The following is a 15,924-nucleotide window of genomic DNA, read 5'->3' on the forward strand; positions in this document are numbered from 1 at the left end:
TAAATTAAAAACAATATGGAGAAACACATGTTTACACGAGCCCTAGCGTTATTGGCGCTGTGCCTTTCTTTGCCTGCAATGGCTTATCAAGAAGGCGATGCTTTATCGCAAGACATTATCAAGAAACTGCAACTCAACAACGAGGAGCTCACCATTGTCGACTTCTTTGCTGAATGGTGCGTTTCTTGCCGAGAAGAGCTTCCAGAAGTAAACCAACTCTACAAAGAACTTAAAGGCACCGGCGTGACGTTCAAAGGTGTTGATGTCGATGAGGATGTTGAAGTTGGCCTTGAGTTTCAAAAGCAGCTCGGATTGGAATTCCCAGTAGTGAACGATCCAGAACAAGCATTGATCGCTGAGTTTAAGCCTATCGGTATGCCTGCGCTTTATTACATCTACCAAGGCAAAGTTATCAAGATTCGATTTGGCGCAATCAACCACATTGGCGACGTCATTACTGATGACCTAGTGAAAATGGGAGTGCAGCTGTGATGTTGATGAAAGCCACCCTTGTTGGATTGCTCGCTATTCCAATGACCGCGAACGCCGCTCTTGAACTCGACCTTAGTGGTTTAGGAAAAAAGCCCGTTGAACAGCAAACCAGTAAGAACAGCACTAATAGCGATGGTCCCATCGTAGAAGAAGAGATCATCTCGAGCACGGTTTACTCCAGTGGCGGCACACACTCAAACCAAACTACCAAGAGCGCAACAAGACGCAACATCGACATGGTTACGCCAAAGGCAAAGCAGCTGGTTATCAAAGAGAAAGCGCCAGAAGAGACTAACAAGCCTTCAGCGTTAGCGTTTGTCGATGAATTTCTTGGCATTGAGCCGGTAAAACCTTGGGAGAAAGGAACGCTAGCTCAAAAAGAGATGAAACCGGGCGGCCCTGTGCCTGAATTCGATGTGTTCTCTGAAAAAGTCTTTGCCTACAAACAAGGCTCTGTGGGTGGCAGCGGTGTTGGCGGTGGCGGCTGCGGCTGTAACTAACCATTAAATCGACCCAAAAAACTCAATCGACAAAAAACACTCAATCAATAAAAAAATATTCAGTACTTCAAAAACAAAATAAGAACAAAATGAAAAAACTACCAATTACGCTGCTCAGTGCAGCGGCAGTGGCTAATGTGGCATTAGCTGAAGATCATGTCTCTGTGCATTACCTGAACTATGAAGAGTATGACGACAGAGTTTCAGCTAAGGACACCATGGTTTCGATTGAAAAAAGTATCGGCTTAGATTGGACCCTAAACGCAGAAATAAGCTACGACAGTGTTTCAGGTGCTTCTCCAGCATGGGGCCCTACGACGCCTCCAGCTTCGGATGCCGACAAAATAAATCGCGCCCTGAAAACTCAGCAAGCTCAAGACAAAACTAACGAGGTCATCCGTGCGGGTTATGATCCTCACCGAGACAGTTATGAGGTCCAGAAAGTCGGCCTAGAAGACACAAGAAAAGCACTCAGCTTGAGTGCCACCTACCGTGACAGACTGCGTAATGAATGGACCTTTGGTGGCAATGTATCCCAAGAAGAAGACTACGAGAGCATTGGTATCAATGGTAAAGGCTTGATTTATGCTGATAGCGCTAAAAACCGTTCGTACAGCTTAGGGGGCTCTGCTCTTTTCGACCAAACTCAGGCATTTGGCAAATACGTTATTGGCTCTTCTAATAGCCAGAGCTGGGAAGACATCTTCACTGGCAGCTTAGAAGCAGGTTTATCTCAAACCTTTACACCAAATCTGTACAGCATTTTTACCGCTTACGCAGGCTACCGTAGTGGTTACTTGAGCAACCATTATTTGACGGTTCTTCGCGAAGTCGACATTAACGACGATGGCAAAATCGATGATGACGAAGTGTTCTTGGGGCAAGACTCTAGGCCAGATACCCGACTGTCTGGCGGTATTAACCTTCAGGCCTTCTACTCGCTGTCCGATAGCATCAAAATCCGACCACGTTACAAATGGTTCATGGATGACTGGGGGGTAATGTCTCATCAAATAGGCGGCAAATTATCTTGGCGTGTCAGTGAGTGGCTAACCTTAGCACCCGGTTATTTCTGGTATACGCAAGATGCAGCAGATTTCTATCGCGACCCTAGCAGCGCTGACCCTTCTTTTGCTTCGACAGGTTACGCGACTTCCGACCTTCGCCTAGGTAACTTCACTGCGAATGCTTATGAGCTTGGCGCAAGCGTTAAGGTCCATAAAACCGTGCGTTTAAATGCGCTTGCGGCTTACTACGAACAGAGCAACGGATTTGAAGCGCAGTGGTGGGCGGTTGGAGCAACTTATGAATTCTAAGCTGCCCTTTATCCATCGCTTTCATGCCATGACAGTACCTTGCGAAGTACAGATCTTATCGCTTGATTTGACCCACTTCCCAAAGGCGTGCGCAAAAAGCATCGCTGCTGAGATAGAGCAGAACACACATCGCTTAGAAGGCAAATATAACTTCTACAGCGATGATTCATGGCTAACGCGACATATTAACCAGCGCACAACCAGTGAAGTCGAACTCGATTCAGAGTCTGCGGAAGTTTTTGAGCATCTCGACCGATTAAGCCAACTGACATTCGACACGTTTGATACCACTGTTGGCAGCATCAAACACCTTTTACAACAGAAGCCGAAGATGTCACACAGCCATGCCTTTCAAGCCCTGTCTTCCGCGCTGGGTAAGCAGGCTTGGGAGCTAAAAGGGGCAATAGGTCTAGAAGATAAAATGGTTCGAGAAGGAACTGTCGATCTACAAAGTGAAGTCGACTTACAAAGGACAAGGCTACACATCCCTGATCCACGCACTCGCTTCGATTTTGGTGGCGTCATCAAAGAGTACGCGGTCGATCAAGCAGTAAAGATAGGCAAGCGACTTGGTGCAACTTCAATGTTGGCAAATTTTGGCGGCGATATCTATGCATTGGGAACAAAGCCAGATGGTTCACCATTCAATATTGCAGTTCTGGATCCAAGAGACAACAAGACGCCATTTTTTGCCGTTCCGATTACCGACGCGGCGCTGACCACATCTGCTCACAGTGAACGTCAGATGCAGTTCGGCGATAAAACCACGTCTCATATTTTGTCGAAACAAGACGTAGAAAAGAAGATTTTGTCTGTTACGGCAATAGCTTCTTCCACTTTGGAAGCGGGTGTACTTAGCACTTCCTTGACGCTCAACCCGAACATTTCAGTACCGGAAGAGAGTGCTGTTATTTACATCGACGATCAATTACACATTCACCAAAGCACGGAGTTTTTGCATTCATGAAAAACTACCTACTCACGTTAATTCTATTGTTTAGCAGCTTTTTGCATGCTCAAGACAGCGAGTTTCTTCCAGTTGAAGAAGCCTTCCCGGTTACATGGGAAGCCATAGACCAAGGCGCGGTTATCCGCTTTGATACACACCCGGGATACTATCTTTACCAATCACGATTCTCGTTTAAAGAAGAGTCCTCATTATCGACACAAGATCCTCAATACTCGCTGCCAGGTGAAGAAAAACAAGACCCTAACTTCGGCAATGTAGTGGTGTTTCACGAACCGCTTACGGTTACCGTGCCTTACACCGGAAGTGGCAAGCTCACCGTCCGCTATCAGGGCTGTGCAGACAAAGGGCTTTGCTACCTGCCACAAAAGCTAGTGTTGGATTTACCTACGCTCAAGGCATTGGCAGACGTCGCTCCTGAGAAGCCATCAAACTCTTTGGTTCAAACGCTAGGTGAGATAAGTGATGATACCAATGACTTGTCGTCGTTTCTCTCTCAAGCAGGCAAATTACAGGCACTACTTGTGTTCTTCTTGCTTGGCTTAGGCCTGTCTCTAACGCCGTGTGTGCTGCCTATGATTCCTATCTTAGCCAGCATCATAGGTGGTGAAAAAGCGATGACAGGCAAGAAAGGTGCAGCGCTTTCTAGCTCGTACGTTCTGGGTATGGCGACCAGTTATGCCATGACGGGAATTCTGGTCACCACATTAGCAAAAGGCATCAATTTACAAGCAGCTATGCAACAACCTTGGTTGCTCAGCATTTTTGCCGCCGTGTTCGTTTTACTAGCGTTAGCTATGTTCGGTTTCTATGAGCTTCAACTCCCTGCCGCACTGCAGCAGAAACTCAACAGTGGCTCAGACAAGTTGGGCGGCGGTAAAATTGCTAGCGTATTCGCGATGGGCGCGATATCTGCACTAGTGGTTTCACCTTGTGTTAGTGCACCACTAGCTGGTGCATTGCTTTATGTATCCACCACTCAAGACTGGATGTTTGGTGGTGCCACCCTGTTTGTCATGGCTCTGGGTATGGGTGTTCCTCTTATCGCGATCGGTGCTAGCGGCGGACGCTTACTGTTAAGAAGTGGCGCGTGGATGGTATCGGTTAAGCAAGTCTTTGGTGTACTGCTGCTCGCGGTGGCTATCGTCTTATTAAGCCGCTTCGTTGACCCATCAATCATTATGATTTTGTGGGCGCTCCTTGCTATTGGTACGGGTGTACACTTCGGCGCGCTAGAAGCGGCACAACCAGGCTGGGCACGCACTCGTAAGTTTTCTGCACTATTGCCACTGAGCTATGGCTTGATTCTATTTGTGGGTTATTTCCTAGGAAATTCCGATCCTCTCAACCCGCTTGCGAACCGAGAGTCCGCACAACCTATGGCCATCACGTCTTTTGAGAAAACCGATTCAGTCACTCACTTAGAGCAGCAATTACAAGCTGCAGCCAATGCTGAACAAAAGGTGCTAGTCGACCTTTATGCAGACTGGTGTGTCTCTTGTAAAGTGATTGAGACCAACGTGTTTAACGATCAACAAATCAGCCAAAAACTGAAAGAGTGGCAGACCATAAAACTGGATGTGACAGAAAGCTCGCCAGAACAAATGGCATGGCTCAACAATAAGAATGTGTTTGGCCCACCAGCTATTTTCTTTTACTCACCCGCTAACGGTGAGTTAGAACCAGCGCGAGTCATGGGGGATATCGACAAAGCTGGCTTTAACAATAAGCTCAAACTTGCTAATCAGCTTGTAGCAGCCCGTACAGCGGAACCCAGCAGCCTGACAAACTAGAGAGTCGTTCAATGATCAAAAACGCCCAATCAATGATTGGGCGTTTTTAAATTTGGTTTGCTGACTGAAGAGGCTTACTTAGACATTTCCAACTGCTGAACCACCGCTTGGGTCAGCTGCTCAGTATACGGGTTAATCTTCCAATGCTCTGGACTCCAGCCTTTTACGAAACGTTGGAAATCAGCCCACGCAACATAAAACAGTGGTCGCCATGCGCGTTCGACGTCTTCAAATGAGAGCTGAGGCTGATAGTGTGCAAGCGCCTCTTTTAAGTGTTGAAAATAAGTATCTAACACCTCATTTTCATACTCTTGGCAATCTCGAGGCCTAATCGCGCTGCTCATGAACAAGGCAACGTCTTTCATTGCACAACCATGACCAACGTATTGAAAATCGACTGCAGCCGCGTTTTCACTTTCAGGATCAAAACAGAAGTTCGCGAGCTTAGCATCGCCGTGCACTAAGGTTGGATACGGGCACTCTTTCAATAAACGATCGATACGTTGCGCTTGTCGTTTCAAAGGTAAGTCCGCCAAGGCACTTAGCTCATCAGGCCGTGTGTCTAAATGCCAGTATGTGCCTACTTGCCACAAGGATGCCAACTGAGCTTGACTGACATTGATGTGCTTTGCGTGAAAGTTAGCCAACCATTTTAAGCAAGCATTTCGCTGTTTAACCTCAACAAAGGTATAAGCATGATGCTGCTCGCCTGAGGCTGATTCATCAGAAGCGGCCAGTACATCAAACTGAGAGGTTAATGGGAAACCGCTATCGGCTAAGTCTTGCATCACGATAAGCCATTCGTTGTCAGCTAATTCGCATTGCAAACCCACAGGCACGGGGCAGCGCTCATCCCATTGTTGAGTGAACGATTGATACCACGCTGTCTCTACTTGATAGGAATGCACTTTACGCTGATGAGACAGCTTAGTGTTCCATCCTTTCGGGTGTTCAGTTTTATCGGGCAACGCGACATGTTTAACGATAACGCTGTTGAATCCAGCATCACCACTATCCGGGAAGACTAAGCGTACTAACTCGCCATAGCCGCCCCACAAGCGCTGAATCACGTGAATATCGAACCCTTGATGGCAACCGAGTGACGTGGCTATTTTTTGATAAAGCTCAGGAGATTGCTGACTGGAATTAACATCGGATTCGACAGACTGTTTTGAAGGTATTGATTGAGACATATAACTCGTTGCTACGCCTTATCAGCTAAAAGATGTGACCATTGTGGCTGTCTATTCATGTAATGAACAACATAACTGCATACCGGGATAATTGTGTAACCCGCACGCTCAATTTCAGGGAGTACCGACTCCATCATCACCTTACCAAAACCCTTGCCTTGCAGTTCATCAGGGATTCGAGTTGAGGTGATATGCAATACATCGCCATCCTTTTTATACTTAACTACCGCAAACTGATCTGGTTCTAACTCAACCGTGATCTGGTTCGCATCTTGATCCCATTTAACTGACTGCATTCTCAACTCCTGCAAATAATGGATACGACAAACAATTAAAGTTTGAAGTATGAATTCCTTGTAATAGACTAACGCAAGTGCATATAAAAAAACTAAGTACTTACAATCAAAGAAAATATTATTATAGCGTGTGGTTATAAATAAAATTCGAGCCAATTAAAAGCACTCTATAAATTGCGTTAGTACACCTACTAAATCTAGCACGTAATAACCCCTTGTTAGCAAGTTATCAATATCTAACAGACGCATGTTGGCACATGGAGAACCTATAATGAACGCACCACTGAAGAAGCCTTTGGAGCATAATCAGGCACTGCAAGACCCTCGAAATCGAACCGTCACCACTATTAATAGCACCGATGCGCTGGCTATGATTGAGCATGGCAGTGAGCTGACATTAAATGTATCGACACCTGTTGGCACCAAGTTTCTCGCTACCACCAAATTTATCGGCACTCACAGTGATAACTGTATCCTAATTGAGGTACCGGAAGTCTCTAGTGATGACCTGCGCTTCTTCTTTCAGGAAGGCTTCTGGATGACGGCACGCGCCTACTCTCTGCGAGGAGAAGGGGCTCTGATCCATTTTAGATCTCAGATTCACCACACCATTGGCGAACCCTTTCCTATCATCGTGCTTTCCACGCCAAGTACCATGCAAGTGACACAGCTGCGTAAAGAAACACGCTATGAAGTGAACCTCAGTTCTCGTGTGATCTTTGATGACCAACGAATGAACTGCGAGATCAGAGACCTCTCGAAAAGTGGCTGTCGCTTTGTCACATCGCCAACCTCTCGTCCAATTCAAGTTGCCGACCGAGTCTCTATCGAAATTACGCCCGAGAACTACAATGGTCCGCTGATTCCGCCACTTCGAGGGATTGTGTGTAATCTGCAAAGATCAACGCACTATGCGCGTTATGGTGTCGAATTTGATGATATCGGTAAGGCCAATGCCAAAAACCTGCTCAGTAAGCTGAAGTTCGACGGCACCAAACTTCGTTTGCGTAACGCTTAAGCGCTAGAGATTGTAAGAATCAAAAAAACAGCCATCGATAATATCGATGGCTGTTTCGTTTAAGGTTAACGGTTATTTAGCTAATCTACTTAAAGCATTAAGCTATTTACGCAGTGCGTTGAGTTTAGCCTGAGCGATACCAAAGATAGTATCGATTGGGTAACTGCCCTCATCACTCGGTTCACCAGCAGCTTTACCCGTGAACAGCTCAATCGCCTCTGTCACATGATCAATCGCCCAGATATTGAACTCGCCCTTTTCCACTGCTTTCACGATGTCGCTACGCAGCATCAGGTTATGAACATTAGAGCGCGGGATGATAACCCCTTGCTCATTAGAACGACCTTTGATTTCACATACATCAAAGAAGCCTTCAATCTTCTCGTTCACACCACCAATTGGCTGAGACTCACCGAACTGGTTCATCGAGCCAGTAATCGCAATGTCTTGACGGTTTGGCTGTTTAGAAAATGCAGATACAACGGCACAGAACTCCGCCATACTCGCACTATCGCCATCAACGCCACCATAAGACTGCTCGAAAGTGATGTTAGTAGTAAGCGGGACTTTAGCCGTCTTACCAAACACAGAAGAGAGATATGCCGACAAGATCATCACCCCTTTCGAGTGAATGCTGCCGCCAAGGTCTACGTTTCTTTCAATATCAATCACTTCACCGTCACCATAAGCGGTGGTTGCCGTGATTCGGTTTGGCGCACCAAACATGTGATCCGTTGTGCTCAATACCGACAGCGCATTGACCTGCCCTACAGCTTCACCATCGACATGAATCAGAGTTGTGCCGTTGGTAAAGGTTTCCATTACGCTGTCTTGCAGTCGTCCAACACGCATCTGTTGGTTAGATAACGCTTGGTCGACGTGCGATGCACGAATCAGATTCGATTTCGAACCTCTCGCCACGTAGTTAGATTCACGAAGCAGATTAGCAATGTGTGCTGAGTGCAGTGACAACTTACCTTGGTCACCCGCCTGACGAGAACTGTGTTCAATGATGCGAGCAATCGCCTTGCGGTCACAGTGGAGCATATTGTTGTCATGGACGATGCTCGAAATGAAGCGCGCATAATGCATTTCAGAATCAGCAGTACGCTTCATCTCATCTTCAAAGTCGGCCGTCACACGGAACAGCTCACCAAACTCTGCATCATAATGCTGCAGCAGTTGGTATGTGCGGTAATCACCAAACAAGATGATCTTAACGTCCAGAGGAATAGGTTCTGGGTCGAGCGACACCGCTCCCGTTAACGTCACCTCTTTCTCTAATGAAGTGAAGCTTAACTGACGAGAACGCAGCGCACGCTTCAGGCCTTCCCATACGTAAGGTTGCTCTAGCACTTTTACCGCGTCCATCAACAGCACGCCACCGTTCGCTCGATGTAAGCTACCTGCACGAATCAATGAGAAATCAGTAAATACAGTGCCTTTAAAGGTTGCCGTTTCTACATAACCAAACAGAGAGTGATAGTTCGGATTCTCCTCGACCACAATCGGTAGAGTGTCTTCCTTCTGGCTCACAATCACGTTCACTTTGTAACGACGCGGCATTTTCTTATCCAAAGAAGCCGTCGCAACTTCGGCCTGCTCAGTGCTCTCTTCTAAGAAAATATCAGCGTTATCGACAATGTCTTTACGCAGTGCAGTTAGATACTTTTTAATGTCTGGGTATTGGCTGTAATCCTTCTTCAATTGCTTGATGAAGTGCGTTATCACATCTCGCGCCGTATCATCATTAAGCTTTTGAATCTTTTCAGTATACGTCTCTTCAAGCTCCGTCAGTTCACGAGAAATGGTTCGCAGTCCAACTTCCAGCGCATCGATGGTTTTATCAAACTGATCTTGCTCTTCAGGTGACAGCAGGTCAAAGCTCTCTTCGGTATGAAGCTCGTCGCCGTTCATCGCCACAAATTGGTAATCACCTTGAGTGGTGATCGTCAGGTTCACGCCGTTCTTTTTTGCTTCTTGGCTGATCGCTTCTAACGCTGCTTGTTGCTTGGCTGCTAGCTGATTCTTTAATCGATCAGCACGGCTGAAGTACATCTCATTGTCGAACGCGAGTGGCATCGCTTTGATGAGTTTGCGCATCAGCTTTTCAATATCTTGCTTTAAACTACTGCCCACGCCACGCGGAAGTTTCAATACCTTAGGTGTGCGAATATCTTCGAAATTCGCGATGTAACACCAGTCAAAAAGCTCCTCAACTTCATGAGTGTGTCGGTTGAGATAACGCAAGATCATGGTGCGCTTGCCCAGACCATTGCGTCCTATCGCATAAATGTTGTAACCCTTTTCCTTAATTGACATCGCGAACTCAACGGCTTTTTGCGCACGTTCTTGCCCGACGATTTCGTCAATTGGAGCCAGTTCTTTGGTCGACTTGCATGGTAGCTTTTCGAGTTCTGCTACCTGATACAGTTGTTCTGTATTAAGTCTTTGAATCGCCATCGCCGCCTCCTTAGTCCTTTATTTCTTGGGTGTAGATAAATTCAGTGTAGATGTAATTGCCTATAAATTTAGTGACTTACGCTACATCGCTGTTCAACCGAACAAATAACACACAATTTAATGCAATTTTACGAATAACAAGCTATTTAATTCACCAAACCTAACATCTGAATGATTTTAATTTGCAATTGATAATAAATATCATTAACATTTTAAAATATTATAAATCGAGGATGTGGATATGGAAATTGAACGATGCTGGATGCACTACCTAAAAGCTGAACAGTTAATGGAGCAAGGTCACTGGCCAGAAGCACAGCGCCTTTATGGTGATGTTCTCAATTCTCTTCCTCACCACATTCAAGATGCGGCATACCAAAGCGATATCAAGCCTTGCCAATTTGCCTGTCTACTTGCGGGACTCAGAGATGCAAGCGTGGCTCAATCTGAGATTCTCAACCGTTTAGGGCAACACCAACAAGCCTTTGATACATTGAATCAGTCTTATGCGTTAATGCAATTTATCTCTCTTGAGAGCACAGAGCTGATTCAACGCACCCACGGGTTACTGGAAAAGCAGAGTGAAGATCTACTTAACCACTTAATCGCATTTTGTAGCGCGCAACGCAGTTCGCATTGGATGCTCGAACTAGAACAAATTCAACGTGCTCATCACCATTTTGGGCAACTTAAAACAACGTCAGAAGTTCAATCTTCACCAAACGTCTTAAATTGATAAGGATATATCATGTCGGACCGGGCTCTTCTTAAAGTCAATAACCTCTCCGTTAGCTTCAAAACCAACGATGGAATCGTTGATGCGGTGAAAAAGGTTAACTTTACCCTTAAATCCAGCGAAACCTTGGCCATTGTTGGTGAATCAGGTTCTGGTAAATCTGTCTCTTCTAACGCACTGATGCGTCTACTTCCAGACAACGCCATTATTGATCCGCAGTCTCAAATTGAGTTTGAAGGCGAGTCTGTTCTCGAAAAATCAGAGCGTGAAATGCAGTCGATTCGTGGCGACAGAATCGGCATGATCTTTCAAGAGCCGATGACATCTTTGAACCCATACCTGCGCGTCGGCATTCAAGTGGCAGAAGCCATTATGTGCCACCGTAAAGTGTCAAAGTCTCAAGCCAAACAGCGAGTTATTGAGCTGTTTAATCTTGTGCACTTGCCAATGCCAGAAAAGTCATACACCAAGTACCCTCACGAATTTTCGGGTGGTCAGCTGCAACGCATCATGATCGCAATGGCGCTGATTAATGAACCGGATATCCTGATTGCGGATGAACCGACAACAGCACTCGATGTAACGGTTCAGGCTGAAGTGCTTTCTCTTATCAAAGAGATCCAAGGCAAGATGGGAATGGCAATTTTGTTCATCACCCATGACTTAGGTGTGGTGAAACACTTCGCCGATCGCGTGCTAGTGATGTGTAAAGGTGAACTCGTAGAAGAAGGGATGACTCAATCTCTGTTCGATAGTCCTAAACATGACTACACACGAATGCTCATTAACTCGATACCTAAAGGGGCGAAAGATCCGGTAAGCGCCGCAGCGCCAGAGCTTCTGTCTGCTGAAGATATTCGCGTTAAGTTCTTGGTGAAACCGCACTTCATCAAGTCAAAAAATCAATACTTTGAAGCGGTGAAAGGCATCTCTTTGAACCTAAAACAAGGTGAAACCCTCGGCATTGTGGGCGAGTCTGGTTCTGGTAAATCAACCCTTGGACGTGCGTTAATCGGCTTATTGCCAAGCTCAGGTCGTATTGTTTATAAAGGACAAGACGTCAGCTTGCTCAACGACAAGCAGCGTCATAACCTGAAAAAAGATGTTCAAATGGTATTCCAAGACCCTTATGGTTCTTTATCGCCACGTATGACGGTTGGGGAGATCATCACCGAAGGCTTAACGGTGCATCAACCTCACTTGTCAAAACAAGAACGTTTAGAAAGAGCTCGTAAAGCACTGATTGAGGTTCGTCTGGAGCCAAACTCAATCAACCGCTACCCGCATGAGTTCTCTGGCGGACAAAGACAGCGTATCGCGATTGCTCGTGCGTTGATTCTTGAGCCCTCTTTCATACTATTGGATGAACCAACTTCAGCTCTCGATCGCTCAGTGCAGCTAACCGTGATTGACCTGCTCAAAGACATCCAAACTAAGCACAATATCGGCTTCCTATTCATCAGCCATGACCTTTCGGTCGTGAAGGCACTTTCAGATCGTGTACTTGTGATGCAAAAAGGTGAAGTGATGGAAGAAGGGTCTGCAGAAGAGATTTTTAATGCGCCGAAAAACGACTACACCAAGAAACTCATCGCAGCGTCATTCGACTTAGAAAATAATTCGGAAAAAAATGCAGCTTAAAGGGAACTAATCAAGATTAACAGCGTCTTAAAGGTACATTCTGAATAAATTCCTAATGAGTTTCGTTTTAGAATGGATATAGCAAAACTGGTTTGGCCGCCAAAAGAGAAATGTCGCATGGATGCGACATTTTTCGTTTCTGTCGTATATGAAAAATCAACTCAGTGATTATGAAGGTTTGCTAAAATTGACGGACTTTAAACAGGGTTAGCTAGTAGTCGGGTCACAGTCGCCGAGCGGCTTCGCTCAACTCGTTTTTGGACAGAAGTTTGTTAGTAATTTTACTCTAATTTGTAATGCTCGAATGGGTAAAGTATGGAATGGGGGGGCGGGTGTAATCCTTCGTTTCCTTTCAATATCTGGAATACTGATTAGACAACCTGATGTGTGAAGGTTGTGATGAGTTAATAATTATCGCCACCCACGATACCACTCGAGAGAAGCACGAGGTGTTGCTTTTAATTCGTTCCCTCTGGTTACGTAATATTGCGGCCTTCATATCTCCCCCGTTATCCAATATGCCAGCTCTTCACAACGGATATCATGCCACATAGGTGGCATGATTATATTAGAAGGAGTGAATATTAGTTATATTTAACTTAAAGTTACTTCACCAGATATCCATAAAGAAACTCACTCAATGCCTGATAATGTTCATTTGATTCAGGCGTACCAAAAGCGGCGGCGTAATCTCCATGTGACTGACCTTCGTAGACATTTAGCTCTGCCGGTACACCCACTCTTCTAAGTTCACGATGTACTCGAACAGTATCACTCAATAACAAATCGCGAGTACCAGTAATTAGATATGTTGGCGGAAAGTTGTTAAAGCTACCGTTGATTACAGATACAACCGGATCGCTCGGCTCTATGTCCCCAACATATACGTCAACCATAGCCGAGGCCATTCCGCGCCAAGCTCCTAGGATATGATCGAGTCCTTCGTTAATATAGCGGGTGTCTCCTGCCATTGTCATATCAACACTTGGTGTTCCGACATATAGTGCGCTTGGTATCGGCAATGCTTGCTTATTCAGCTCTTGAGTTACTGCGAGAGTTAGTGAGCCGCCAGCAGACGAGCCTCCCATAACAATTGATTCAGCGGAATGACTTTTTAATAGCTCGTTCCAGACTGTAATGATGTCATTTCGTGCAGCTGGAGCAGGTGCGTCGATCGATTTAGTGTAATCGATAGCAATCACTGGTATTTGCATTTTCGCTGCAATAATAGATGCCTCTGCTGCAGAAGCTAAACCACTATTGAGCATGTAAGCCCCCCCTTGTATTGCCACAAACAGTTTATCTTTTAACTTTGGTGCTACTGTTTTTGGCGTAACCCAATAGACGTCAACACCTGCAATTGAAGCTTTCTCTATGGTGACTTCTAAAGTATGAGCAATAAACTCAGTTCGCTCTATGGCAGCTTTATCTCGTGATTCAACAACAGAACGCCACTCAGACTCAGTTTTAGGTAAGTTTTCTTGCAATGCTTCAACATTAGCTGCCGGAAAGTTTTTCGAAAACTCGTAAAACTCGGGGCTCACAGCCGTCGTTAAAGGTATTGGTTGAGAAGAGAGAGTTAGCGCATTTTTATCTGCGTTCGCCATTACACCTGCACTAAATAAGCTTGCTGCAATATAAGAAAGAATAAGATTTCGTGATTTCATGTTGTCACCTATACAGTTTGATATAAAAGCACTCCTTGCTGCGATGAACGTAATATAAATAAATTAATTGAACTACTGTATGAATTAGAGAAATTCATTTTTGAAAGATAAGCTCTTAATTGAAAGAGAGTAGCAACTCTCATTTTAGTAAAGAAACGAATTGGCTTTGGTGTTTCTCTGCTAATGTTTAGGACAGTAACAACATAAGGATGTGTGCTATTAATATCAAAGAGTTAGATCTAAATCTTCTTCGAATTTTACGTGCTGTAGTTGAAACTCAGAACTCACATGCCGCTGCAGAAAAACTAGGGATATCACAAACCAGTGTTAGCCGAGCAATGGCAAAGCTTAAAGAGAACTTTGGTGAACAGCTATTTATCCGAAAAGCACATGGAGTGGAGCCATCTGAGTTAGCAGTCATGCTAGCTGAAGCTTCTACTCAGATGCTGCATCCCGTTGAAAGAGTAATTGAAGATTATTCGGCCTTTGATCCCAAACAATATTCAGGAAGTGTCAATATATTAGCCAATACCTTCTTGCTAGAATTTTTTGGACCACGATTGATTCTTGCATTGTATGCTGCTTTCCCTAACGCAACGTTCAACATATCTCAATGGCAAAAAGACTCACTCTATGAGGTATTGCAAGGGAATATCGACTATGTGATTCAATTTGAATCCTACGATATGCCCCAAGATATGTACTGTCGTAACCTTGCAACAATGGAAAACGTAATTTTAGCGAGAAAAGATCACCCCTCTCTTTCTCAAGGAAGTGAGTGGTGTTCTATCCATAATCTACCGATTGTTCGACTCTATCTTGACGGCATTAATCCTAGAAGAGGAATATTGGAGCGAGTATATGAGCAGCAAGGTTACCAAGCTAACTTTTTGCTGACCACACACAGTGTTAGGACGGTCGTAGAACTGGTTAAAAACAGTGATGCTATCATTTACTCGAGTGATTATGTTCGTCAAATTGCCCCAGAGCTTGCCTGTTACCCGCTCCCCCCGTTATCTCATCAATACAATGTACTCGACATCAATGGCGCTTACCTTCAAACTCGCCGAGGTAGTCCTTTTAGCCAATATTTGCATCAAACTGTCCAAACATTTTTTGATCAGACTTTATCTGCATAGTGAAACTAGTATGAAGAACAAACTGCAAGAGCTTGACTTAAACTTATTGAAACTGCTTAAAACTGTGGTGGAAACACGTAATACTCACGCCGCAGCAGACAAGCTAGGGATTTCACAAACCAGTGTGAGTCGTGGCCTAGCAAAGCTTCGTGATGTGTTTGGTGAACAGCTGTTTATTCGTAAAGCACATGGGGTTGAGCCTTCCGAATTAGCTGAGAAGTTGGCGGAAGCGAGCGACTTGATGTTAAGGCCGTTAATCAAGGTAGTCGAGTCTTACCAGAACTTTGATCCAGTGGGGTTTAATGGCGACGTTAAAATTGCCATGAATATTTTCTTTTTAGAGCTGCACGGAGAAGGTATTTTTAACGTGTTACGTGGTCAATTTCCAAATGCTAACTTCAGCATGGTTTACTGGCAGGAACACTCACTGGCAGAAGTGCTTAACGGTAGCATTGACTACTTAATTCACTTTGAAGGCTACCCGCTACCTCAGGAAATATACAGCCACACTCTAGAAGAAGTTGAGCTTTGTCTAGTAGCGAGAGAAAACCACCCGGTGCTGAGCAAAAGTTCAGAATGGGCATCAATTCACCATCTGCCTGATCCGCACCAGAAGTTTTGGACACTGAGTTAAGTGAGTACAATCACTAACGAGGTGAACAATGACAACTAAGAAAACACGAATTAAACATGCTCCTGAATT

Annotated in this window: 14 protein-coding genes; 10 read left to right on the forward strand and 4 right to left on the reverse strand. The window is 45.0% G+C overall.

What is annotated here, in order from left to right:
- Positions 1-27 precede the first annotated feature (27 nt).
- The 5 genes from F0251_RS11040 to dsbD all read left to right on the forward strand — a co-directional run bounded on the left by F0251_RS11040 (position 28) and on the right by dsbD (position 5,068).
- Positions 28-492 (forward strand): TlpA disulfide reductase family protein, encoded by a 465-nt coding sequence (locus F0251_RS11040; RefSeq protein WP_102424535.1) that lies wholly within the window; start codon positions 28-30, stop codon positions 490-492.
- Positions 492-992 (forward strand): DUF4266 domain-containing protein, encoded by a 501-nt coding sequence (locus tag F0251_RS11045; protein ID WP_171730997.1) that lies wholly within the window; start codon positions 492-494, stop codon positions 990-992. Before F0251_RS11040 ends, F0251_RS11045 begins: the two co-directional genes overlap by 1 nt.
- 89 nt (positions 993-1,081) lie before the next feature.
- Positions 1,082-2,308 carry a DUF3570 domain-containing protein gene (locus tag F0251_RS11050; protein ID WP_171730988.1) on the forward strand — a complete coding sequence of 409 codons (1,227 nt, stop codon included), beginning with the start codon at positions 1,082-1,084 and terminating at the stop codon, positions 2,306-2,308.
- Positions 2,298-3,275 (forward strand): FAD:protein FMN transferase, encoded by a 978-nt coding sequence (locus F0251_RS11055; protein ID WP_116871042.1) that lies wholly within the window; start codon positions 2,298-2,300, stop codon positions 3,273-3,275. The genes F0251_RS11050 and F0251_RS11055 overlap by 11 nt, the downstream gene beginning before the upstream one ends.
- On the forward strand, positions 3,272-5,068 hold the full coding sequence (gene dsbD / locus F0251_RS11060) for a protein-disulfide reductase DsbD (protein ID WP_171730989.1): 1,797 nt from the start codon (positions 3,272-3,274) through the stop codon (positions 5,066-5,068). The genes F0251_RS11055 and dsbD overlap by 4 nt, the downstream gene beginning before the upstream one ends.
- Before the next feature lie 74 nt (positions 5,069-5,142).
- Here dsbD and F0251_RS11065 read toward each other — a convergent pair whose 3' ends face one another.
- Positions 5,143-6,261, reverse strand: a complete 1,119-nt coding sequence (locus tag F0251_RS11065) for a phosphotransferase (protein ID WP_171730990.1) — start codon at positions 6,259-6,261, stop codon at positions 5,143-5,145.
- A gap of 11 nt (positions 6,262-6,272) precedes the next feature.
- A complete protein-coding gene (locus F0251_RS11070; protein ID WP_171730991.1) occupies positions 6,273-6,557 on the reverse strand; it encodes a GNAT family N-acetyltransferase in 285 nt (94 codons plus the stop codon).
- Between the two features lie 271 nt (positions 6,558-6,828).
- Between F0251_RS11070 and F0251_RS11075 the strand changes: the two genes are divergently transcribed.
- Complete coding sequence (locus tag F0251_RS11075; protein ID WP_061032969.1) at positions 6,829-7,575, forward strand: flagellar brake protein; 747 nt, start codon at positions 6,829-6,831, stop codon at positions 7,573-7,575.
- A gap of 102 nt (positions 7,576-7,677) precedes the next feature.
- Here F0251_RS11075 and F0251_RS11080 read toward each other — a convergent pair whose 3' ends face one another.
- Positions 7,678-10,038, reverse strand: a complete 2,361-nt coding sequence (locus F0251_RS11080; protein WP_008218113.1) for a Lon protease family protein — start codon at positions 10,036-10,038, stop codon at positions 7,678-7,680.
- A 241-nt stretch (positions 10,039-10,279) separates the two neighbouring features.
- Between F0251_RS11080 and F0251_RS11085 the strand changes: the two genes are divergently transcribed.
- Complete coding sequence (locus tag F0251_RS11085) at positions 10,280-10,774, forward strand: hypothetical protein (RefSeq protein WP_008218112.1); 495 nt, start codon at positions 10,280-10,282, stop codon at positions 10,772-10,774.
- A 12-nt stretch (positions 10,775-10,786) separates the two neighbouring features.
- Positions 10,787-12,415, forward strand: a complete 1,629-nt coding sequence (locus F0251_RS11090) for an ABC transporter ATP-binding protein (protein ID WP_061032966.1) — start codon at positions 10,787-10,789, stop codon at positions 12,413-12,415.
- Between the two features lie 605 nt (positions 12,416-13,020).
- On the opposite strand, the gene F0251_RS11095 is transcribed toward F0251_RS11090, so the two are convergent.
- Complete coding sequence (locus F0251_RS11095; RefSeq protein ID WP_171730992.1) at positions 13,021-14,082, reverse strand: alpha/beta hydrolase fold domain-containing protein; 1,062 nt, start codon at positions 14,080-14,082, stop codon at positions 13,021-13,023.
- Between the two features lie 209 nt (positions 14,083-14,291).
- On the opposite strand from F0251_RS11095, the gene F0251_RS11100 reads away from it, so the two are divergent.
- Together F0251_RS11100 and F0251_RS11105 are read left to right on the forward strand one after the other, a co-directional pair.
- The gene (locus F0251_RS11100; protein WP_171730993.1) at positions 14,292-15,221 is read left to right on the forward strand and encodes a LysR family transcriptional regulator; all 930 of its coding nucleotides are present in this window, start codon (positions 14,292-14,294) and stop codon (positions 15,219-15,221) included.
- Positions 15,222-15,231: 10 nt separating this feature from the next.
- A complete protein-coding gene (locus tag F0251_RS11105; protein WP_253821627.1) occupies positions 15,232-15,855 on the forward strand; it encodes a LysR family transcriptional regulator in 624 nt (207 codons plus the stop codon).
- Positions 15,856-15,924 lie beyond the last annotated feature (69 nt).

The sequence above is a fragment of the Vibrio sp. 070316B genome (assembly GCF_013114115.1).
GTDB lineage: Bacteria > Pseudomonadota > Gammaproteobacteria > Enterobacterales > Vibrionaceae > Vibrio > Vibrio chagasii_B.

Bases quoted from the DNA above. Each gene is read 5' to 3' on its own strand.
- F0251_RS11040 (WP_102424535.1), top strand. From the start codon at position 28: ATGTTTACACGAGCCCTAGCGTTATTGGCGCTGTGCCTTTCTTTGCCT.
- F0251_RS11045 (WP_171730997.1), top strand. From the start codon at position 492: ATGTTGATGAAAGCCACCCTTGTTGGATTGCTCGCTATTCCAATGACC.
- F0251_RS11050 (WP_171730988.1), top strand. From the start codon at position 1,082: ATGAAAAAACTACCAATTACGCTGCTCAGTGCAGCGGCAGTGGCTAAT.
- F0251_RS11055 (WP_116871042.1), top strand. From the start codon at position 2,298: ATGAATTCTAAGCTGCCCTTTATCCATCGCTTTCATGCCATGACAGTA.
- dsbD (WP_171730989.1), top strand. From the start codon at position 3,272: ATGAAAAACTACCTACTCACGTTAATTCTATTGTTTAGCAGCTTTTTG.
- F0251_RS11065 (WP_171730990.1), bottom strand. From the start codon at position 6,261: ATGTCTCAATCAATACCTTCAAAACAGTCTGTCGAATCCGATGTTAAT.
- F0251_RS11070 (WP_171730991.1), bottom strand. From the start codon at position 6,557: ATGCAGTCAGTTAAATGGGATCAAGATGCGAACCAGATCACGGTTGAG.
- F0251_RS11075 (WP_061032969.1), top strand. From the start codon at position 6,829: ATGAACGCACCACTGAAGAAGCCTTTGGAGCATAATCAGGCACTGCAA.
- F0251_RS11080 (WP_008218113.1), bottom strand. From the start codon at position 10,038: ATGGCGATTCAAAGACTTAATACAGAACAACTGTATCAGGTAGCAGAA.
- F0251_RS11085 (WP_008218112.1), top strand. From the start codon at position 10,280: ATGGAAATTGAACGATGCTGGATGCACTACCTAAAAGCTGAACAGTTA.
- F0251_RS11090 (WP_061032966.1), top strand. From the start codon at position 10,787: ATGTCGGACCGGGCTCTTCTTAAAGTCAATAACCTCTCCGTTAGCTTC.
- F0251_RS11095 (WP_171730992.1), bottom strand. From the start codon at position 14,082: ATGAAATCACGAAATCTTATTCTTTCTTATATTGCAGCAAGCTTATTT.
- F0251_RS11100 (WP_171730993.1), top strand. From the start codon at position 14,292: ATGTGTGCTATTAATATCAAAGAGTTAGATCTAAATCTTCTTCGAATT.
- F0251_RS11105 (WP_253821627.1), top strand. From the start codon at position 15,232: ATGAAGAACAAACTGCAAGAGCTTGACTTAAACTTATTGAAACTGCTT.